General features: G+C 44.7%; 17 protein-coding genes. 7 read left to right on the top strand and 10 right to left on the bottom strand.

Annotated features, from left to right (window positions below):
- Window position 1: 1 nt before the first annotated feature.
- A complete protein-coding gene (locus AC1DCV_RS35080) occupies window positions 2-3,172 on the bottom strand; it encodes a SusC/RagA family TonB-linked outer membrane protein (protein WP_477027561.1) in 3,171 nt (1,056 codons plus the stop codon).
- 305 nt (window positions 3,173-3,477) lie between these two features.
- Here AC1DCV_RS35080 and AC1DCV_RS35075 point away from each other — a divergent pair, with 305 nt between their 5' ends.
- Window positions 3,478-4,227 (top strand): DeoR/GlpR family DNA-binding transcription regulator, encoded by a 750-nt coding sequence (locus AC1DCV_RS35075; RefSeq protein WP_477027560.1) that lies wholly within the window; start codon window positions 3,478-3,480, stop codon window positions 4,225-4,227.
- A gap of 5 nt (window positions 4,228-4,232) precedes the next feature.
- Here AC1DCV_RS35075 and AC1DCV_RS35070 read toward each other — a convergent pair whose 3' ends face one another.
- The 4 genes from AC1DCV_RS35070 to AC1DCV_RS35055 all read right to left on the bottom strand — a co-directional run bounded on the left by AC1DCV_RS35070 (window position 4,233) and on the right by AC1DCV_RS35055 (window position 9,072).
- Entirely contained in the window at window positions 4,233-7,397 is a 3,165-nt protein-coding gene (locus tag AC1DCV_RS35070; protein ID WP_477027559.1) for an ABC transporter permease/M1 family aminopeptidase, read from the bottom strand.
- Between the two features lie 3 nt (window positions 7,398-7,400).
- On the bottom strand, window positions 7,401-8,270 hold the full coding sequence (locus AC1DCV_RS35065; protein ID WP_477027558.1) for an ABC transporter ATP-binding protein: 870 nt from the start codon (window positions 8,268-8,270) through the stop codon (window positions 7,401-7,403).
- A gap of 74 nt (window positions 8,271-8,344) precedes the next feature.
- The gene (locus AC1DCV_RS35060; protein ID WP_441576796.1) at window positions 8,345-8,554 is read right to left on the bottom strand and encodes a helix-turn-helix domain-containing protein; all 210 of its coding nucleotides are present in this window, start codon (window positions 8,552-8,554) and stop codon (window positions 8,345-8,347) included.
- Window positions 8,555-8,556: 2 nt separating this feature from the next.
- On the bottom strand, window positions 8,557-9,072 hold the full coding sequence (locus AC1DCV_RS35055) for a hypothetical protein (protein ID WP_477027557.1): 516 nt from the start codon (window positions 9,070-9,072) through the stop codon (window positions 8,557-8,559).
- A gap of 155 nt (window positions 9,073-9,227) precedes the next feature.
- Here AC1DCV_RS35055 and AC1DCV_RS35050 point away from each other — a divergent pair, with 155 nt between their 5' ends.
- From AC1DCV_RS35050 to AC1DCV_RS35040, 3 genes are all read left to right on the top strand, one after another.
- Window positions 9,228-9,812: a Crp/Fnr family transcriptional regulator gene (locus AC1DCV_RS35050; protein ID WP_477027556.1), complete on the top strand. Its 585-nt coding sequence runs from the start codon at window positions 9,228-9,230 to the stop codon at window positions 9,810-9,812.
- Entirely contained in the window at window positions 9,809-10,381 is a 573-nt protein-coding gene (locus tag AC1DCV_RS35045) for a Crp/Fnr family transcriptional regulator (RefSeq protein WP_477027555.1), read from the top strand. Before AC1DCV_RS35050 ends, AC1DCV_RS35045 begins: the two co-directional genes overlap by 4 nt.
- A gap of 69 nt (window positions 10,382-10,450) precedes the next feature.
- Window positions 10,451-11,206 carry an SDR family oxidoreductase gene (locus AC1DCV_RS35040; RefSeq protein WP_477027554.1) on the top strand — a complete coding sequence of 252 codons (756 nt, stop codon included), beginning with the start codon at window positions 10,451-10,453 and terminating at the stop codon, window positions 11,204-11,206.
- Window positions 11,207-11,282: 76 nt separating this feature from the next.
- On the opposite strand, the gene AC1DCV_RS35035 is transcribed toward AC1DCV_RS35040, so the two are convergent.
- The 3 genes from AC1DCV_RS35035 to AC1DCV_RS35025 form a co-directional block, all read right to left on the bottom strand.
- Window positions 11,283-12,134 (bottom strand): hypothetical protein, encoded by an 852-nt coding sequence (locus AC1DCV_RS35035; protein WP_477027553.1) that lies wholly within the window; start codon window positions 12,132-12,134, stop codon window positions 11,283-11,285.
- Window positions 12,135-12,159: 25 nt separating this feature from the next.
- Window positions 12,160-13,323: a peroxiredoxin family protein gene (locus AC1DCV_RS35030; RefSeq protein WP_477027552.1), complete on the bottom strand. Its 1,164-nt coding sequence runs from the start codon at window positions 13,321-13,323 to the stop codon at window positions 12,160-12,162.
- A gap of 159 nt (window positions 13,324-13,482) precedes the next feature.
- On the bottom strand, window positions 13,483-14,145 hold the full coding sequence (locus AC1DCV_RS35025; protein WP_477027551.1) for a hypothetical protein: 663 nt from the start codon (window positions 14,143-14,145) through the stop codon (window positions 13,483-13,485).
- 204 nt (window positions 14,146-14,349) lie between these two features.
- Between AC1DCV_RS35025 and AC1DCV_RS35020 the strand changes: the two genes are divergently transcribed.
- Window positions 14,350-15,084 (top strand): SDR family NAD(P)-dependent oxidoreductase, encoded by a 735-nt coding sequence (locus AC1DCV_RS35020; RefSeq protein WP_477027550.1) that lies wholly within the window; start codon window positions 14,350-14,352, stop codon window positions 15,082-15,084.
- Window positions 15,085-15,177: 93 nt separating this feature from the next.
- On the opposite strand, the gene AC1DCV_RS35015 is transcribed toward AC1DCV_RS35020, so the two are convergent.
- A complete protein-coding gene (locus tag AC1DCV_RS35015; protein ID WP_477027549.1) occupies window positions 15,178-16,671 on the bottom strand; it encodes an aminotransferase-like domain-containing protein in 1,494 nt (497 codons plus the stop codon).
- A 259-nt stretch (window positions 16,672-16,930) separates the two neighbouring features.
- Here AC1DCV_RS35015 and AC1DCV_RS35010 point away from each other — a divergent pair, with 259 nt between their 5' ends.
- The gene (locus AC1DCV_RS35010) at window positions 16,931-17,542 is read left to right on the top strand and encodes a hypothetical protein (RefSeq protein ID WP_477027548.1); all 612 of its coding nucleotides are present in this window, start codon (window positions 16,931-16,933) and stop codon (window positions 17,540-17,542) included.
- A 41-nt stretch (window positions 17,543-17,583) separates the two neighbouring features.
- Window positions 17,584-18,567 carry a biotin synthase BioB gene (gene bioB, locus AC1DCV_RS35005; RefSeq protein ID WP_441576806.1) on the top strand — a complete coding sequence of 328 codons (984 nt, stop codon included), beginning with the start codon at window positions 17,584-17,586 and terminating at the stop codon, window positions 18,565-18,567.
- Between the two features lie 366 nt (window positions 18,568-18,933).
- Here bioB and AC1DCV_RS35000 read toward each other — a convergent pair whose 3' ends face one another.
- Window positions 18,934-19,677, bottom strand: coding sequence for a hypothetical protein (locus tag AC1DCV_RS35000; RefSeq protein ID WP_477027547.1), 744 nt, complete (start codon window positions 19,675-19,677; stop codon window positions 18,934-18,936).
- Window positions 19,678-19,782 lie beyond the last annotated feature (105 nt).

Raw genomic sequence — 19,782 nt, 5'->3', positions numbered from 1 at the left:
TTTAAAGGGTGACCTGTAATCCGAATGACCACGTTTTCTGAAATGGCCAGGTTCTGCCAAAAATAGCTGCTTCGCCGGTGGTGATTTCCGGATCCAGTGGCACGCCCACATTGGAAATAGTGGCAATGTTTTGTGCGCTGCCGTATATGCGTAACCGTTGCAGGTGGATTTGTTTAGTGATACTGGCCGGGAAAGTGTATCCGAGTGTGATATTTTTGAGACGCAGATAGGCCAGGTTCAGCAGGTATTTCGATTGTGGATAGAAATTATTACCACCGAGCAGTAAACCAGAGATCTTGCCATTGGCGTTGCCGGGATATGGACGCGGATAATAAGCATTGGTATTTGTTTCTGTCCAGTAGTCCAGCTGGTTTTCATACATGATGTCGCCGCCGCGGTATAAGGGGATGGTTACATCACCTGTTCCCCAGTAATTTACTTTGCCAACGCCCTGGAACAATACATCAATATCAAAGCCTTTATAAGTACTGCCCAGTCGGAAGCTATACTGGTAGCGGGGGAGGGAGTTGCCCAGCAGTTTCAGGTCGCCATGGTTGCTGCGGGTTACCTGGCCTCCATCGATCACGCCGTTGCCGTCGAGGTCTTTATACTTGATATCTCCCGGGCCAAATACGAAGTTACCGTCTGCCAGTTTCGTTTGATTGGGAAGTTTACTGAGGTCGTCGTCTTTCGTAAAATAACGATCTGTTTCAAAGCCCCATATTTCTCCCAGAGCTTTTCCTTTATAATTCAGCGATAATAATTCTGAAGGGTTATTCCATTCTGTGAACACTGTTTTACTGTCCCAGAAAGCAACGCTGCCATAGAAGTTCCAGTCTTTTGTGATACTATAATTCGCGTCAATGCCTATTTCATAACCACGGTTACGGAGGGCGCCATTATTTTCACGGGGCGCGTCAGTGCCAAAGGTGGCTGGCACTGCTCTGTTGGTAAGCATATTGTCGGTATTGCGTTCGTACCAATCTACGGTAACGCCTATATGATTATTAAAGAGGCTGATGTCGGTACCTATATCGAGTGTACGCACTCTTTCCCAGGTAAGGGAGGCGGCTACTGCACGAGGTGCGCCCACACCGGAAGCATAGTTGCCGCCATTCATCCAGTTAACACTGTTGTTGGTGCTCATGGCTGGTACATACCATTTACCGCCCATGTCCTGGTTGCCGAGCGAACCATAGGAGGCCCTGAATTTCACATCAGACAGTGTGTTTTTTATGCCGTCCATAAAGTGTTCTTCCGTAAGGCGGTAACCCACAGAGGCAGAAGGAAAGAATGCCCAGCGATCGGCCGGTGGAAAGGAGGAGGCGCCATCGTATCTGCCATTCAGTTCCAGCAACCATTTATTTTTATAACTGTAATTGATTCTGCCAAAAAAGCCTGCATATGCATTGGCCAGGTGACCTCCTGCTACCAGCTGATCGCCACTGGCCAGCGGAATTTCCGCTTTGGTAGGATCCAGTGGGTTGCGGCGGTACGCGCTGAAGTTCAGGGTATCTTCATCTTCCGCATTCACACCGGCAATAAATTTCAGTTGATGATTGGCGTTCAGCTTTTTATCGTAGGTAGCGTACAGGTTAAACGTGTTCACTTTGTAGTTGCCGGCGGCGTAGCCCACTACATCCTGGGAGGCGCTGCCAATATTGGTGAGGGGCATGCCGGCGGCCCAGAAGTCCCACGCCATTACTTTACCGCCCACCTCATGACGGGTGATGTTGTCGCGGCCTATCGTATATTCCGCACGAACGTTTAAATCTTTCGTGAGCTTCAGCGTAGCCCCCAGGTTTACACGGGTATAATTATCCGTAACAGTGCTGGTATTGGCGCCTGCCAGGTACCCCGGTGTATGATGGAAATATTTTCCCTGGTAAGTACCATAAGGGAAATAGGCGCCCCAGCGCCACATGTATTGAAAGTAGTTCTGATACTGGTAGGGATAGTCGTATTCAAAGTTGCGGTACATCATACGCACATCCATGTCCAGCCATTTGGTAACAGATGCGTTGACGCTACCGGTGATGTTGTATTTTTTTAGGTTGTCGGGATTCATTTTGAGGATACCACCTGCATTGCTGAATCCACCGGACATGTAGTAAGAGATCTTTTCACTGCCGCCTTGTACGCTGATGTTCTGGATTTGTTGGGGAGTGAATTTCTTCAGCAACATATCCTTGGCATCCCATACCCGGTAAAAATAGGTGGGACCGCCGGCGGGATCAATTTCAAAATCTTCTCCCGGCACCATTTCAATGCCTTTGCGGTTATTTGCATATTTCTCCTGCCAGTTTTTGATACCATCGCGCAGCTTCAGCAGTTGCATACCGAATAGTTCAGGAGAGGTAGTTCCTGCGCGTACACCTGCATCATAAAGGCCTGTCAATTCTTTCACCGGATCGGAGAAGTTGGGCAGCGCAGTAGGTGAGCTCCAGGCGAAGTTATTGGAGTAACGCACCCGGGTAGGCATATTGCGGATACCTGTTTTGGTTTTGATGAGTACCACACCAAAGGCTGCGCGGGCGCCGTAGATGGAAGTAGAAGCAGCATCTTTCAGTACGGAAATGCTTTCTATATCGTCCGGATTAATCATGGTGAGGTCCGGTGTTTCAACGTTGTCGACGAGGATCAGTGGCCGGCCACTTCCATTGATGGAACCAACGCCGCGGATGTTGATAGCCGGCGCCTGGGTGAGACCTCCATTGGAATAGGTGATATTCAGCCCGGGCACAATTCCCTGCAATGCTTTGGATGGATCGGTAATGGGCCTGCTTTGCATGGTCTTCGCTACATCTACGGTGGTGACGGCGCCGGTGAGATTGGCCTTCCGCTGTGTGCCGTAACCTACCACTACCAGTTGTTCCAGGGAGTGTTCATCTGCTTCAAGCGCTATATGGTATTCTTTATTTCCGCTTAAAGGGATCGTTTGTGATTTGTAACCAACGAAGGTGATGTGCAGCGAAGTGGCGCCGGGAGGTAGCTGCAGCGTGAATTTCCCGGTGCTGTTTGTGACGGTGCCGGATTTGCCCACTAATATAGTGGCACCAATGATGGGCTCCTGGCTGTTTTTATCTACCACCGTACCTGATAGGACGCTTTGGCCCCAGGAACTGGCATAAAACAGCAAGAAGGCGAAAGTGATAAGTATCCTTTCTTTCATGTTGGGAAGGTTTAAATCTTGGTTGTAGTGAATTGATTGATTAGTTAATAGGTTGAATTACAGACTTTTGATTGTATATAAGTTAGATTTAGCGTTAAATAGGAATCATTTCTCTGGTTGACAAATCTGCTGTTTTACTGCAGTTATTTGCGTTTTATTGCATGAATATAAGGTGCAAATACGATATTTTATAGTAATATGCGTTAAAACGCGTTTTTGGTAACTTTTAAAAACGCTAAAACACGCATAATCAGATTGGATTACTTTTTTTTAAATTTGTACAATCTTAAAAACACCTTCCCCTAATGTTGAAAAAAGAGCGCCAGGCCTTTATCATGAGGCAGATCAACCTGCACAACAAAGTATTATCAACAGATATCAGCTCCATGTTGAGTATTTCGGAAGATACAGTTCGGCGGGATCTGAAAGAGATGGCGGAAGAAGGAAAGGTATTAAAAGTACATGGTGGCGCTATCGGCCGCTCCTTTCATTACCCGTTTAATGCGGACAACACCGTGTATGCACAGTCAGCCAAACAACAGATTGCCCAAAAGATCATCCGGCTGCTGAAAAATGATATGGTGGTGCTGACCGGTGGCGGAACCACCATGATTGAACTGGCCAAAAGTATCCCGGAAAACCTGCGTGCTACTTTTTTTACTATCAGTCCCTTGGTGGCACTGGAACTGGTAGAACACCGCAACCTGACCGTTATCAGCATAGGTGGCCAGCTTTCCCCCAGCTCACATGTTCATCTGGGCGCCAGCGTGATCAACCAGCTGGCAGACATTAAAGTGGATCTTTGCCTGTTAGGCGCCAACGGTTTCTCCGTACAGGACGGGATGACAGACTCAGATTGGGAAGTGGTACAGGTAAAACGAGCGATGATCCGCGCCGCCAAAAAATTGGCGATCATCAGCATCGCAGAAAAACTGAATTCTTCCCAACGCATGAAAGTGTGTGATCTTAATTTGATCAATTACCTGATCACAGAACTTGAGCCCGATAATCATTTCCTCTCGCCTTACCAGCACCTGGATATGGAGTTGCTTTGATGTGATCAGATGATTTCCATGAACATGCGTTCAATCTCCCGGTGATACTTTTCTTCACTCACCTTTAATATCTCCGTAATCAGGTCAGTAGAAACCGGTTTGGGCTGAGGATATTTATTTCGTTGAAGGAAATTTTTCAATGCTTCATTTACTTTGTTTTCTCCAATCATCTCGCTGAGCTTCACCATGACGATGGCCCCTTTTGAATAAGAGATATGCGTTTGCTGATCCAGTACTTTATACAAGGGTTGATTTTTCGAAAACCCTTTCTCCATATCATAGAGCTGCCGGTGGACTTTTATTTTCTCCATCATTTTTTCCCGGCCATACATTTTTTTGTAGAGCATCATCTCTGTATACATGGCCAGCGTTTCGGTGAGCATAGCAGCGCCCTCCCTGTTGTCGGGATCTATCTGATTATTGCCCCACCATAAATGAGAGAGCTCATGTCCTGCCAGTTCATTAATCACATCCTGTTGTTGATCTGCTTTGATATTTGCATGAAAAAGCATGTTCTCTGCCATAAAAATATTTGCAGGATAGGCGGTGGCAGCAAAACCGCTGGTGGAGGACGAGATCTCGGCAAAGGTAATGGCACGGAACGGATACGGGCCAAAGTTTGCCTGGCAATAATCCAGTGTGCGTTTCGCGCAGGAAATTAAATGGTCAACATTTTCATCATGTTTGGGCTGGTAAAAAACGTTGATCTCCGTCCCATGGTGTGTGGTATGCCGCGTGTTGTAATGAGCGGATGAAACGGCAAAGCGAAAAGGAATGGGCGTATTAGTCCGATAGTGAAAGTAATTCCTGTCGCCCTGCTGCCATTGCTTTATGAGCTCCCCGGTACCAATAGCAGTCTGTTGATGTTCCGTTGAAATGACCATATCTAAATCGATAAAATCGGGGGTAGAAGACTTTGGTGCATCCACTGGCTTAACTGGGGTAGGTGCTCCCAGGGCTAACTGTTTTCTTTGCAAACTATCAGCTACTTCATTTTGCGATTGATATCCAATTTGAGGGTAGTAACGGCTGATGCGCATAAAGGAACCATTTTCAATAATGGCGTTGAACGGCTGATGGCCGTTTACAGCCGCCCAATGATACGACATCTCAAAACGAATACAGGCACTGTCGTTTGGCTGTAATGGATGCGTTAATGCAAGTTCAGAAACGGCATCATGAATTGGGATTACCTCATTCTCCGAAGTATAACTGGTATTCATGATGCTGAATCCATCATCAAAATTGATGAGTACTTTATGGATGGATTGGTTTGTCAGGTTTTTGATAATGTACCTTCCGGTAATTACATACGCCCTTTTGCCGGGATATAGATCAATGTTGGTGTTTACCGCTGTAATAGTAGGTTGTGGAAGAGACTCGTACTTTCGGTACATTTTTTCGTAGCGGGCCGCTGCCTCCATCTCTGTCGCGCTATCTTCAGGAAGGTATTCCCGCATAAACGCTTTCCCGGAGAACAGGTTGGTAGCGGCTAAAGCCAGTATACTGAAAAGAGCAGCTATCTTTAACCGCTTATTTTTTACGGCATCGTAAACCATCCACAGCATACCAACCACACCGGCGCCGAATACCAGTCTTTCCGCAAAGGAAGGTAAATATGCGCCGTAGCCGTTGAAATCGCTATAAGTTCCATTAAATCCGGAAAAGAAGCGGAGAAGAGGAGTGGCGATGAACTTTTTTGATAAGGGGCTGGCGGTTGTCAGCGCCGCCAATATGCACACACCTAGGGCAATATACTTGCTACGTATCAGTTGGTTGACTAACAACAGTCCTCCGGTCAGCAGCAACAGCGGACAGGTACAGAAGATCACTACGCCTGCGTAAGCTGGCCAGTCTATCCGTGGATATTGGTAAGCTACCTGGAAGATCCCCCCGAGCATAATCACCAGTATGGTATAACAGCATAGTAGCACCGCACTGCTGCACCAGTGTCCCCATTGTTTGGATGAATGGTGAGTGGTCGTACTTTCTATGGGAGAGAATTTTACCGTCCTGCTTTTCCAGAACATATCATTCACGAAATACACCATTAGCAGCACGCCTATCAGATGGAAGTTTTTAGAAATGGTAGTTGCCATTAATCCTGAGCTGGCATATTGTTGTGGCAGGCGGATGCCTTTTTCTATGGCGGCATACATCTCCATTCCTATATGGAAAAGCAGGAGCACGGCGGCAGCGGTGAAAGGAATATTTTTGAGGGTATGGTTTAAATCCATTTTTATAAACGACCCTATCGATTGTAGTTGTGTTCGGAGATTATATGCCGTTGTTATAGAAAGATCCGGATGGAAGGTGTATGCTGCTGCAGATGATGTGGTCTCCTTTTTCATTCGCCTTTTTCGGGTATAGGAAAAGTTGATGTAGCCGAGCATTAAGCAGATCCATGATACTGCCAGGGTTATTAGCCGGTTTACCAGGAGGTATCCCGATAGCGGCGTCAGAACAGTATTACGCTGACTCACAGAAAAATTTCTGCTGGCGTAGAAATAAGCGGATAGCCCGAAAGGATCTGCGATGGTGGATATTTGCTGTGCTGCTAAAGACTGGGGAGCGGCTTGCGCCATGAAAGGGGAGTTGGAGAACAGCAAAATTACCATGTACAGCACGTATAAAAGTAAGCCTCCCACGGCCGTCAGCAGTTTGCTTCTTGTTCTCCATGCGATGAAGAACAGGAAACTGCAAACGAACAGACTGTTGCAGCCGCCGAACAAAATGAACGGATATATGTAATGAAGGAGGTGCATACCCGGCTGCATGGTCGCATCTGTTCTTGTTTGCTGTCCTATGGCAAACCCGGTTGTTAATACTAAGAAGCTGATAAGTGTAAGCGTTAATAGCGACAGGAAGCGCCCACCAGCGAAATTGCCTTTGCCAACTGGTGTGGCAAATAGTATAAGATCAAAATTGGTATCCCACTCTTTAAAAAGCAATTGCTGCGCAAAAACGATAGCGATGAAAATGATGGAAAGACTTAGCATTCCCAGCATAAAGCCGATAGTATAGGGGGAATTAAGATATACGCCATCGCCTATATTCAGGTGAAACTGCGCACCTGTGAATATACCAATACCCAGCAGGCAGGCAGCTACCAGGTAGCTTGTTAATCCTTTGGCATATCCTGTGATATCAAAAAGGAAAATAGCTTTCATATGTTATGAGTGATAGAGGGTGTGGAAATAAACATGTTCCAGTGTAGGAGGCAATGCAGAGAATCCTGCAGGTGGCTCCGCGGAGTAAACCGCAATATGCATGGCTCTTTCTATGAGCTGCTGGCTGATGATTTGACAGGAAGACTGATAGGATGCTAATTCGGATGGATGGATTTGCCTGGTCCATACCTTCCCACGCAACCTCAATATCATTTCCGCAGGGCTGCCGATAGTGACTAACGCACCATTTTTTATTACCGCCATTTGCGAGCAAAGGTTTCGTACATCTTCGACGAGATGGGTGGAAAGGATAACGATGACCTTTTCACTTATTTCACTCAGAAGGGTATTGAAGCGGTTCCGTTCTTCCGGGTCCAGTCCGGCGGTGGGTTCGTCCACGATAATAATCTGAGGGTTTCCCAGTAGTGTTTGAGCAACCCCAAAACGTTGTTTCATCCCGCCAGAAAAAGTATGTACTTCTTTGTCTTTTACGTGATATAAATTCACTTTTTCGAGTAAGCTTAGAATTTGTGCTTTCCGTTCTGCGGCATGGCTAATACCTTTAAGTACGGCGAGGTGTTGCAGCAGGTCATAAGCGGAGTTTTTAGGGTAAACACCAAAGTCCTGAGGTAAAAAGCCAAGCTGTTTCCTGATGAATGACGGATTTTTTATCACATCTACTCCGTTAAAAATGATCTCCCCGTTGTCGGGTTTTTGTAAGCCCACAATAGTTTTCAGGAGAGATGATTTACCCGCACCGTTTGGCCCCAATAAGCCGAACATGCCATTGGTGATTGCCAGTGAAACATTACTGAGGGCTTTGACGCGGTTCTTATACGTGAGGGAAAGCTGATTGATGGAAAGTTTGTTCATTTGATGGCGTGTTTAGACAATACAATTCCAGGCAATGGTTAGCCATTGCTTTTACAACCTGTTATATGGATGGATTATTCGTTCTCTCTATATTCTATAATATCTCCGGGCTGGCATTGCAAAATTTTACAAATAGTTTCCAGGGTATCAAATCTTATACCTTTAGCCTTGCCGGTTTTAAGTATGGATAAATTGGCCGGTGTAATTCCTAAACTTTCCGCCAATTCTTTGCTTTGCATTTTGCGCTTAGCAAGCATCACATCAATATTTATGATAATTGGCATAACTATATGAATAACTCCTGTTCGTTTTGTAATTGTAATCCTTGTTTAAATATAGCCGCAAGAAAATAAGCGAAAATGCCCAGGAACAAATGCACGGTGATCAGCGCCCAGATGATACTTTCCAATGGCACGAAAATGCTGGAGAATGCAGCAGATACGCCCGGTGCAATGATATTAAACAGGTAAAACCTTCTCAGGTGAACAATATTTTGCGGTGAGAAAAGTTTTGGTTGGTAAAATACTTTAAACACATTGGCTGCCAGCCAGAAGAACAAAGTGTATAAGCTGAGCGGTAATAGGAACGAGAAAATAATATAAGAAGAGGTATTGTCTATATTGAGGAAAGGCGTATCCGTAAACATATAGAGGATATGCAGGTATTTTCCCTCGCCGTAGTACTGTATGCCCCAACTGGTCAATAAACAAATAATGGAATACAGGATGGTGATGAGATACCCCAACGCGAATATTTTACTGATATAATGCAGTATTTTGGAAACTGCTTTTACTCGGGTCATTTTTGTTATTTTTAGATTGATAGTCCAAATTTAATAATTAATTATTGTAAATCGATAATTAATTGTTGTATTTCATTCTTTTTCTTTTCTTTTTTATGGGAGATGAAAAAGGAGGCAAACCGCATTTTTAATATATTGGTATTTTTGTCATACACATGCATCCACTGATACAACATATCMAGGTAATGACGGGCTGCCGGGAGATAGCCGGAGAAAAGATCCTGTCGTTTTTTGATACACCCTCGTTCCGGAAAAAAGACTTGCTGCAGGAGGAAGACAAGCTTTGTACGGCTTACTTTTTCGTGGTAAAGGGTTGCCTGCGTTTGTTTTTCACCGATAACAACGGTTTGGAGCAAACATTGCAGTTTGCTCTGGAAAACTGGTGGATGACCGACCTCGATGCTTTCCGATCCGGACGAAGATCGGTATACAGCATCCAGGCGCTGGAAGCTACTGAAGTATTAGCCCTGAGTGCTAAAAACTACGCCTTGTTGCTGGAGGAAATTCCTTTAATGGAAAAATATTTCCGCCTGGTGTACGAGCGTGCCTACGCTGCATCGCTGCATCGGGTACGGATGATATCCAGGATGCCGAAAAACGAATTTTACGAACTCTTCGAATCCAAATACCCGGAATTCGCTCAGCGGATTCCACAAAAAATACTCGCCTCCTTTTTGGGTTTCACGCCGGAATATTTAAGTGAGTTGCGAAAAAAAAGAACGGAAAACAGACACATATGACCGAACAGTTACACCACCATATCCAACAACTTCTTCCCGGATTTACTATACCGAAGGAACAAATGACAGCTTTCTTTCAAACAATAAACGTAAAAAAAGATGCCTTACTGTTAAATGAAAAGGAAGCTTGCAGCAACATTTACTTTGTCAATAAAGGATGCCTGTACTTATTTTATCATCACAACGATCAAAAACAGGTAGTCCATTTTGCTCTGGAAAACTGGTGGTTAACAGACTACAAAACCTTTTGTGATGGGCAGCCGGCGGTATATGCCATTGCCGCGATGGAAGATTCAGAAATCACCTGTTTGAGCAGGGCAAACTATGAAACCCTGTTATTGCAATTCCCTTTGATGGCGCTGTATTTCAATAAGATTCATGAGCGCGCCTATGGCGCCGCCCTGTTCAAACAAAAAACATATGCTACCATATCTAAAGAAGACTTTTACCATCATTTCCGTAAAACTTATCCTACCGTTATCCAAAGAATTCCCGATCCCATTTTTGCTTCATACATGGGCGTTTCGCCCGAAACATTACAAATACTGCAGGATACCTACATTTCTTAAACCAGCTTAAGTTTTTCCGGTACTGGGTTGTTCATCTTTGCATCATCAGATCATTCAAAAAAATGCAAGATGAAAATAGTAGTTATCGGCGGTACCGGCCTTATTGGTAGCCAGTTAGTCGCCTTATTGCAGGATACCGGGCATGAAATTATTGCGGCCTCACCCAATAATGGTGTAAACACGCTTACCGGCGAAGGTTTGTCCGAAGTATTACAGGGCGCGCAGGTAGTGGTGGATGTATCCAACTCGCCATCTTTTGAAGATACGGCTGTGATGAACTTTTTCAAAACTGCCAATGAAAACCTGATGGCTGCCGAAAAAGCCGCTGGTGTGCAGCACCATATTGCCTTGTCGGTAGTGGGCACCCAAAAGTTGCAGGCAAGTGGTTATTTCCGGGCTAAACAAGTGCAGGAAGATATGATCAAAGCATCAGGCATACCTTACACCATTGTCCATGCCACACAATTCTTTGAATTTGCCGGTGGCATTTTTCAAATGAGCCTGGCAGACGGGGTAGTGCGTTTACCGGATGCCAATATTCAGCCGATTGCGAGTAAAGACGTGGCCGCCTTCATGGCACAAACAGCTGTTTCCAAACCGGTGAATACCATCCTGGAAATTGGCGGACCTGAAAAGTTTGACATGAGGGCATGGATCAGTCAATATGCACAGGCCACCCGGAAAAATAATGAGGTAAAAACAGACGCCAAAGCATTGTATTCCGGTGCACCACTGGACACCGATTCCCTGGCACCCGAGAAGGCCGTTTACCTGGGTGCCACAAAATACGCGGAATGGATTGCCGTCCCTGAACATCAGCGATAGGCTGGAATTACTGAAGCCAATGCAGTATCCGAAACGTTTCGGATACTGCATTGGTGTTTTGAAATGGGTGTAACAATTATTTTCTATCCAGCAGCTGTTTTAAGGCGGGTTTCAATGCTATGGCATGGCCATGTCCGAAAGTGATAATTACCCTGTTATATTTATCTAAGGCCTGATCTATTTTATGAAGCAATATGCTATCCCTTATCATTTTTGATCCACTGCCAATGGCACAGAACCTGCAATCACCGCCGTTGATGTAATCAAATTTCTCCACCTCTGACGTGATCTTTAGTTCAAAAGACACGCCGGTATATTGCTGATATAGTTGTTTGAAATAATCAATGGATTTTTGTTTTTCGGATATAGGGAAGCCATTTTTTATAAACCATTTATCGATGGCATTGTGGTATAGTTCCTCAAACGATCCGTTTCCATATGCGCCGTATAGATAAGGGATGACGAGGCGTTCCATCAGGTAATAAAGTAATAGCTGGTCCTGCGGATACTGTTTCAGTGTAATAGCATACTCTGTGCTGTCGTCCACGTCGCCATTCATCATATGGATACCCGCTTTGTCGCTCAGGTACTTCAATGCGCCTATTTCGCCTTTCTGGGAGGCGGCCTCGTTCAGGGAGGTAAAATGTACGCTGTCGGCTACCTGTCCGCCTTCATTAAAGGCCAGCTCCGGCTGAAGATCGTTAAAGTATTTTTCTATCACTTTAAACTGGGGGTGGGTACTATCCCTGTTGTGATCGCAGCCTATAAACACGAGCCGCTTGTGATTCCTGGAAAGGTCTATCACATACGGCGGCTTGATGGTATCCATCATTTTACCTACGGTAACATAGTCAATCGTGTTAAATTTTTCTCTCGCAGGCGTATTGCAGGCAGTAATTATAAATATCAGTACGATATACTTGTTCATTAAGTAATGTTTGAATTGTCAGGATTTATTTTTTGCTAAGCAAATCATTAATGATCGAAATGGCTTTCTCTTCGAAATTATCTTCATACCCTTCAATTATTGCAGCGATTTTTCCCTCTTTGTTGATAAAATAGAAAGTAGGGAAACCAGTTACGTGATATGATTTGACTACATCATCCGCATGAATATAAATAGGGTTTTTGATTTTGTATTGTTGCTGAAACTCCAGGATTGATTTTTTACTATCTCTATCGGTGATGCTGGCCATTGCAACGTTTTGGTTTTTATATTTTTCATGAAGGTTGTTCAATGGCTTTAGCGACCGCATGCAAGGCCCACAACCAATAAAAAAGAAATCCATCATTACAACTTTACCTTTCAGTTGTGTTAAAGACATCTTTTTACCATTCGCGTCATATAATGTCCAGTTGGGCGCCACCTCGCCTGTACCTAACAAGGCTGGCCGCTTTTTCTCTTGCTGAAATCCCTGCGGGATCGTCATGGACGCAATATCAATATTGTCCTGGTTAAATTTATAGTTGGAGTATTGGGATGCCGAATAATAGTCAGAGATGCCATTTCCAATACCTGCACTTCTTGATTTGATGACTACACTGTTTAGCATATCCGATGACTTGTCAAAGAATAAGTTGAAAGATGTATAAAGATGCTCTTTATTGATGATAGTGTCGTAGGTATTAACAATTAAATGAGAACAGGTAACATTATTGATGGTGGTATCACTGAGCATTTCAGATGGTCTTTTGGATATGAAACCTTTTATATTTTTCAGGAATTCAAGCAGTGAGCCCTGGATAGCCTGGGCATTGATTTCTTTCATGGTATAAGTGCTGTCTGCATAACTTATACTCATTACTTTTCTCCCATTGTATAAAGTCGCCGAAGGAAACTTACTGTCCTGAAGGGTAAGTTCCCGGTTAAAAAAATAACCGAAATTCTTATCTTCAGGCGCTTTTGAAAAAATATCGTTGTATTGTATTACAAGGGTATCACTGGTATATTCCTTTTGCTTAAGAATGTATTGATAGCTGAAGTTGTTATAGCTTTCAATTTTATCAATTGTTTGCTGCACTTGCCGCAAAGCTTCCTGTGCATTCACATTCAGGCTGGACAAGACAAATGTGACGGGCACACATAGCTTGATAAGCTTCTTGATGAAGTAAATCATTTGTATTAAAAGCTTTAGACGGTGAGTGTTTTTCGTGGCATTTTCGAACAGGGTAATTCCCTATCGATACCCAAGATAATAAATAGCTACGAATGTTTCGTAGTTATTTATATTGTGATGGATTTAGTCTGTTTGGTATGTTACCTGAATGCGTAAATGTTATTGATTTTTTACGTGCGAAAAAGGGTTTACGTTTGATTGTTTCAAATCCGCTCCCCCTTTGTGATGGTGGGGAATATAGCCGTGTGGAGGTACTGGTAAAGATTGCTCACATTCAGGTGAACACAAATTTACCAATAACGGGACGACGTCCGTCCCTATCTTAAGGCTTATCCAAACTTGGTTTGTCTGGTTATATGCCAGTTCCTTTTTGCAAATACTACAATGGACTTTGTCACCAAAATACCTGACAGGATTATCTTTCAGATAAGGGAAAGGTTTTCTATTCTTGTAATTTCCGTATAAAGCTCTTGTACTTATCCTGCTGTCTTTAAGATTTTTACAATGAGTAAGCTCAAAGGGAAACCAGCAAAGGTCATAGGATGTATACGGATCAAAATTTTCAAGTGAGGTCATTTGGCCGATTTCCGGAGGAATTCTTTTCAGCCGGCTCCCATATAACCGCATTTTCTTTACGCTTTTCAGTGTAGCAATTGTTTCCGGGAGCGTATATATCTGTGTGAAAAGCTCCAGTCCGAGAAACTCCAGCGGGGAAAATTCGGCTCTACTCTCTTCAGCAACAATGGTCACATATTCACATAGCTTTTGCCATGCAACAGAAGTTCTGTCCTGACAGTCTAACTTGATCTTTGTTATATTCATACTTACGCTGTTAGTAGATCCCTAATATACTATTTTATAATATACAGCCAGCAGAGGCTGATGCTGACAGCATTATCCATACCATTGAGAAGGCGAACATGCACTAAGGTTCACGACTATCCCGTTTTCCAACGAAACAAATAAATAGCCACTTTTACACTCCGGCATTGTAAGCTGTAGATCTATTGACTATTTTTACGGTCTATGAGTCTGTACGATACCAAAACAGTCCTTGTTCTCGGCGCCAATTCCGATGTAGCAAAAGAAGTGATCCTGTTGTACCTGGAAAAGGGATATTATGTTATAGCAGCTTCCCGCAGCACGACGGAAATAGCGTCATTTATGGACGCTAGGAATATGCCCCGAAACCGGCTGACCATCTGCTACTTTGATGCTACTGCTTTTGAAGATCATGCTGCATTCTATGCTGCATTACCTGCCAAACCGCACATTGTTATTTATGCTGCCGGTTTCCAGGTAACGAATGAACAGGCGCTGGTAGACTGGGAAGGCAGCTACCGGATGATGCAGGTACATTATGCAGGCGCCGTATCTATTATTCATCTGATTATAAAAGATAGCAACAACGATCACCTGGAACGGATCATTGGATTATCCTCTCTTTCCGGCGTACGGGGACGTAAAAGCAACTTCGTTTATGGAAGTACGAAAGCGGCATTTACGCAGTACCTGGCAGGACTAAGACAATACCTGTTTTCCCGGAAAATTATTGTTAACGTGATCGTTGCAGGATATATCCGTAGCAAAATGACAGCCGGACTAGACCTCCCGGAATCGTTACTGATGGAGCCTTCGTTTATTGCCCGTACCATCGTTAATGCCGGTAATAGTTTTACCATCGTACCGGGTATCAAATGGAAAGTTATTTACCGGATACTGAAATATATGCCGGAAAGGCTTGTGGCCAGATTGCCATAAAAGAGAAAGGGGCCCATCTTTCAGGCAATAATATATGTTTATCTCCGCTGCATTTTGCTAAAAGCTAAAAGCTAATGGCTAAAAGCTACGAAATCAGCTTCCCCATTGTTCCAGTACTCCTTGTCGCAATATCTGAACACTGTTCTCTGCTTCCTGGAGTGTGAAATGTCCGAACCCCAGTCGCATCGCCGTAAGCTCTTTGTGCTGGTATAGTAAGGTTTTAGGAATAAACAGGTTATTCCTGGCGCAGGCTTTACTTAGCTTCATGAGGTTGATGGGTTGTTTCCACCGGGTCCATACGGCGAGTCCGCCGGCAGGTTTTTTAAAGTCAATGAATTCGTGAAGCTGGTCCTGTAGTATGTCCACAATATGATCCCGCCGTTCCTGGTATATTTTAAGCGACTTTTTCAGGTAGCGGTGAATTTCTCCTGCTTCGATCATTTCTCCCAATACCTGTTCCATCAGCACATCGCCTTGCCGGTCGATGATGCCGAGATGTTTTCTCATTTCTGTCATCAGGTTTTCCGGAGCTACTATGAACCCTGTTCTGAAGCCGGGGGCCAACGATTTGCCGAATGCACCAATATAGATTACCATGCCATTGCTGTCGGCGCTGGCCAGGGGTAGCAGGGGACTATTGTCGTAGTGAAAATCGTAATCGTAGTCATCTTCCAGGATAATAAATCCGAACTCCGTGGCCAGGTGAAGTAGGGCAATCCGGCGGGAAGCACTTAATGTCACTGTAGTAGGGTAGTGGTGGTGCGGTGTGATATACAACATCCGGATCTTATGTTTCTTACAGATATCACGTACGGCTGCTACATCAATACCATCTTCATCGATGGGCACAGACATAATGGTGGCGCCGGATTTCTGGAAAATCATGTTCACGGAAAAGTAGCTCAGTGAGCCCACCAATACAATATCTCCAGGGGATAATAATATTTCGGAAGTAATGAATACGCTCATTTCTGTGCTGCGTGTAATCAGGATATTGTCTTTGGATATATGGAGGCCGCGTGACTGATTCAGGTAGTTAGACAGGTGCTGCTTAAAAAATTCGCTGCCATCATGGTTGTAGTAGCCTAGTTTTTTATGGTTACTCTTTCTTTTCAGGTTGGCGCTGTATAGACTGGATAAATGACTGATCTGGGTAAGGCGGATATCGGGTGTACCGTCATTGAATACATACTCACAKGAAGAGTGTTCAAAGGGATTATCCAGCAGGTTGGATTTTTGGAAAGAAAATCCGGTTGCCTTTGGGTAATGGGCCAACTGGTTCTCCTGGGCGTTGCGGATCTTCTGGGGCCTGGGATCTATTTTGCCGATAATGAAGGTGCCTTTGTTGGGCCTTGTTTGTACCCAGCCCTGGGCGTCCAGTTCTTCATATACTGCTACAATGGTATTTCTGTTTACTTCCAGTAGTTCGCTGAAATGCCGGGTGCCGGGAAGCCGGGTGCCGGTTACCAGGAAGCCCCGCTGAATAGCGTTGATCAACTGGTGGGCGATCTGTAAATAGATAGCGGTGCCTGACTGCCGGTCTATCTGTACAAAGCTTTTATATGGAACAGTAAGCGGACTACTCATGATATCATTAATAAGACGGTTTAATAGTCCGGCAAGATATTTTATTTGCTGGAAAAACCTTTTGTATTGTTTTTAATATAATATATAAAGAAGGGAAATTAAAGTTTGTAACAGGAAGATGAGCCACTGTGAATCGAATACAGCTCTATAGATATTGTTATTGGAGAGAAGTAAAAACAACCGGACTAGCTGGAATATAAAAACTGGCCTAGTGGAACCATCCGGTAAGCGACTACTTTTGAACCGAAACAAGTTAAATATGCAAGATTTACTGCAACAGATTGTTGGTAGCGATTTCCTGCACGCCAGGTGGTTAAATACCCTTTCCTTTATGGAGAATGCCGGCGCCAGGAAAATATCTGCCTGTGAGCATCCTACCACGGTAGACCTTATCCAGCTGAAACATGCGGCGGAAGAACATCGCCACGCCTATTACCTGAAAAAGCAAATTGCAAAAATAGATGCAGAAAGCTGCAAAACCTATCAGCTGCAGGAACTGCTGGCACCTAACCAGACCAGGCATTACCTGCATCAACTGGATGTACAAACCTGCCGTTACCTGAAAACTGCTTTCGGCCTGGAAGGGCAGCAGTTGAAATATGCCGCCTACCTCTTTGTAACCTATGCGATAGAAGTCCGTGCCGATCTGCTTTACCCGGTATACCAGGCCGCCCTTGACAAAGCGCAGAGTAAAGTGATGGTACGTTCCATTATTGTAGAAGAAGAAGGCCACCTGGAAGAAATGATTAATCAGCTCAACAGGTTTGCTACGGACTGGGAAGCGCATGCACAACACGTTCAAACGCTGGAACAACAGCTGTTTGACTTATGGATGGCCGCTATTGGCCAGGAATTGCACCAGTACGCATAACTATATTCATACACTACTTATAATCCACTCAATAACGCACGATGACATCAGCTATCAGAAATGACTGGACGCTGGAAGAAATCCAGGCCATCTACGACCAGCCTTTGCTGGAACTGGTTTTCCAGGCAGCTACCATACACCGGGAACGGCATTCCGCCAAAGAAATACAGGTATGTACCCTTTTATCCATCAAAACCGGTGGATGCCCGGAAGACTGTTCCTATTGCGGACAGGCTGCCAGGTATCATACGGATATTAAAGTACAGGCATTGTTGTCTACCGAAACGGTGCTCATGCACGCCAGAAAAGCCAAAGAAACCGGGTCTACCCGTTTCTGCATGGCGGCGGCGTGGCGCGAAGTAAGAGATAACAAGGATTTCGACCGCGTGATAGACATGGTAAAAGGAGTGAATGATCTGGGCCTGGAAGTATGTTGTACATTGGGTATGCTCACAGAAGAGCAGGCAATTCGCCTTCAGGAAGCAGGTCTGTATGCCTACAACCACAATCTCGATACTTCTGAAGAATATTATAAAGAAATTATTTCTACCCGGAAATTCGATAATCGGATCAATACTATCAATAACGTGCGCAAAGCAGGTATTACCGTATGTTCCGGTGGTATTATCGGTTTAGGCGAAACGCATCGCGACCGGATTTCCATGTTGCTCACACTGGCTACCATGCCTAAACACCCGGAGTCCGTGCCCATTAATGCATTGGCAAGAGTGAAAGGCACGCCACTGGAAGATAATCCCAAGATAGATGCATGGGATATGGTGCGTATGATTGCTACTGCCAGAATTGTAATGCCTGCATCTACTGTGCGCCTCACAGCCGGCCGCATAGAAATGACTGAATCTGAACAGGCCTGGTGCTTCATGGCAGGCGCCAATTCCATCTTTACAGGAGAGCGTCAAACCCTGCTGGTAACACCTAATCCAGGTGTAACAGAAGATATGAAGATGCTGCAAACCCTGGGATTGGAACCTAAGTTGAGTAAAAAAGAAGTGTCAGCCTGCTGACCCGGTAATAAATACTTATTAATACAACGCCGCTTACATCATATGATGTAAGCGGCGTTGTCGTTAAATAGGCTTTTAAGATATGCTGCATATCATTAGCTGCAAAAGTGTATTGTGATTATGTAGGCTCCGCCGAGGCTATGCTTAGTACCTACAGAAGTAGTGCAGTAGAGGTGGACTTGATGCGGGGGTGAGTTCCGGATGTATAACCTCGGTGAAATTGTATCAGCAAATGGATGGAGGTCGGAACTGGCCATAGCAGGGCTGCTTCAGTGTCAGGCTGTAGCTGCAGAAAGAGATAGACTATTAAAAGGAAGCAGGTATAGAGGGTTTATTTATCAAAATATCTCCGGGGGCAAATTAGCTTTATTCCAGTTGAATGATAGCCGGATATACGTGTGTACAGGCAAGGTCGGGAAGCAATATCTTCCGCTTTGGATACCTGCGTTTATGAGCATATTTGAGTACCTGTGGGGCTGCCACTGCAATAATATCGGCAGCCATGTATTGTCTGCTGCGCGATGGGCCATCTTTGTATAGGGCTCTTACCTGGAAAACTACCACCAGTGAACCTTCTCCGGGTACATCCAGTGAAACATTTGTTTCCTGGAAAGTGGTATCGGGGTCTATTATTAGTGTAACCGTTTCGCTACCGGCCACCTGGCGTGATATAAAATCAATACGCGTAGCGATCACTTTTACTTCCAGCGCAGTAATACCTTTATGTTGTACGATCGTTTGTGCGGGAATATTTAATATTCCATTACCGAACAGCCGGGGAGCCACCGGAAAGAAACGATCTACCGCGGTATGCTGATTGAAGCGAAAGCCTGTGATGGCTTCATGATGATCGCCGGCAGCAATGAGTACCCTGTTGAGCCGATTGATGTGGCCACCGTCACAATGGATATCCAGGTGGGGATAGCAAGCATGCCGGATAAAAGCGCCTTTCCTGCTGGCGATGCCAAAGCGCCGGGATGCGCGGCGGGTAGCAGCCGTTTGCTGCACGCTTTCAGGCATGGAGCGCAGGAAGTAGTTGCCATTGCGCTTATAGCCGATGAGAGGACCGAGTTTTCCCGTAAAGGGAAGGACAGACATTTGTTTTGCCATGGGAGATTATTTTGATTACTATAAATATAACATAATCCGGGGAACCGGTTTGCGGGGTAAAATGAAGATTATCTAAAGCGAGTGTATGGCGTATTGTATAATATT

The organism is Chitinophaga sp. 10T418 (assembly GCF_056394125.1).
Note: the sequence above shows the minus strand (reverse complement) of the source record. Positions and strands in the feature narration are given on the sequence as shown.

Coding starts and splice junctions, on each gene's coding strand:
- AC1DCV_RS35080 (WP_477027561.1), bottom strand. CDS start 3,172: ATGAAAGAAAGGATACTTATCACTTTCGCCTTCTTGCTGTTTTATGCC.
- AC1DCV_RS35075 (WP_477027560.1), top strand. CDS start 3,478: ATGTTGAAAAAAGAGCGCCAGGCCTTTATCATGAGGCAGATCAACCTG.
- AC1DCV_RS35070 (WP_477027559.1), bottom strand. CDS start 7,397: ATGAAAGCTATTTTCCTTTTTGATATCACAGGATATGCCAAAGGATTA.
- AC1DCV_RS35065 (WP_477027558.1), bottom strand. CDS start 8,270: ATGAACAAACTTTCCATCAATCAGCTTTCCCTCACGTATAAGAACCGC.
- AC1DCV_RS35060 (WP_441576796.1), bottom strand. CDS start 8,554: ATGCCAATTATCATAAATATTGATGTGATGCTTGCTAAGCGCAAAATG.
- AC1DCV_RS35055 (WP_477027557.1), bottom strand. CDS start 9,072: ATGACCCGAGTAAAAGCAGTTTCCAAAATACTGCATTATATCAGTAAA.
- AC1DCV_RS35045 (WP_477027555.1), top strand. CDS start 9,809: ATGACCGAACAGTTACACCACCATATCCAACAACTTCTTCCCGGATTT.
- AC1DCV_RS35040 (WP_477027554.1), top strand. CDS start 10,451: ATGAAAATAGTAGTTATCGGCGGTACCGGCCTTATTGGTAGCCAGTTA.
- AC1DCV_RS35035 (WP_477027553.1), bottom strand. CDS start 12,134: ATGAACAAGTATATCGTACTGATATTTATAATTACTGCCTGCAATACG.
- AC1DCV_RS35030 (WP_477027552.1), bottom strand. CDS start 13,323: ATGATTTACTTCATCAAGAAGCTTATCAAGCTATGTGTGCCCGTCACA.
- AC1DCV_RS35025 (WP_477027551.1), bottom strand. CDS start 14,145: ATGAATATAACAAAGATCAAGTTAGACTGTCAGGACAGAACTTCTGTT.
- AC1DCV_RS35020 (WP_477027550.1), top strand. CDS start 14,350: ATGAGTCTGTACGATACCAAAACAGTCCTTGTTCTCGGCGCCAATTCC.
- AC1DCV_RS35010 (WP_477027548.1), top strand. CDS start 16,931: ATGCAAGATTTACTGCAACAGATTGTTGGTAGCGATTTCCTGCACGCC.
- bioB (WP_441576806.1), top strand. CDS start 17,584: ATGACATCAGCTATCAGAAATGACTGGACGCTGGAAGAAATCCAGGCC.
- AC1DCV_RS35000 (WP_477027547.1), bottom strand. CDS start 19,677: ATGGCAAAACAAATGTCTGTCCTTCCCTTTACGGGAAAACTCGGTCCT.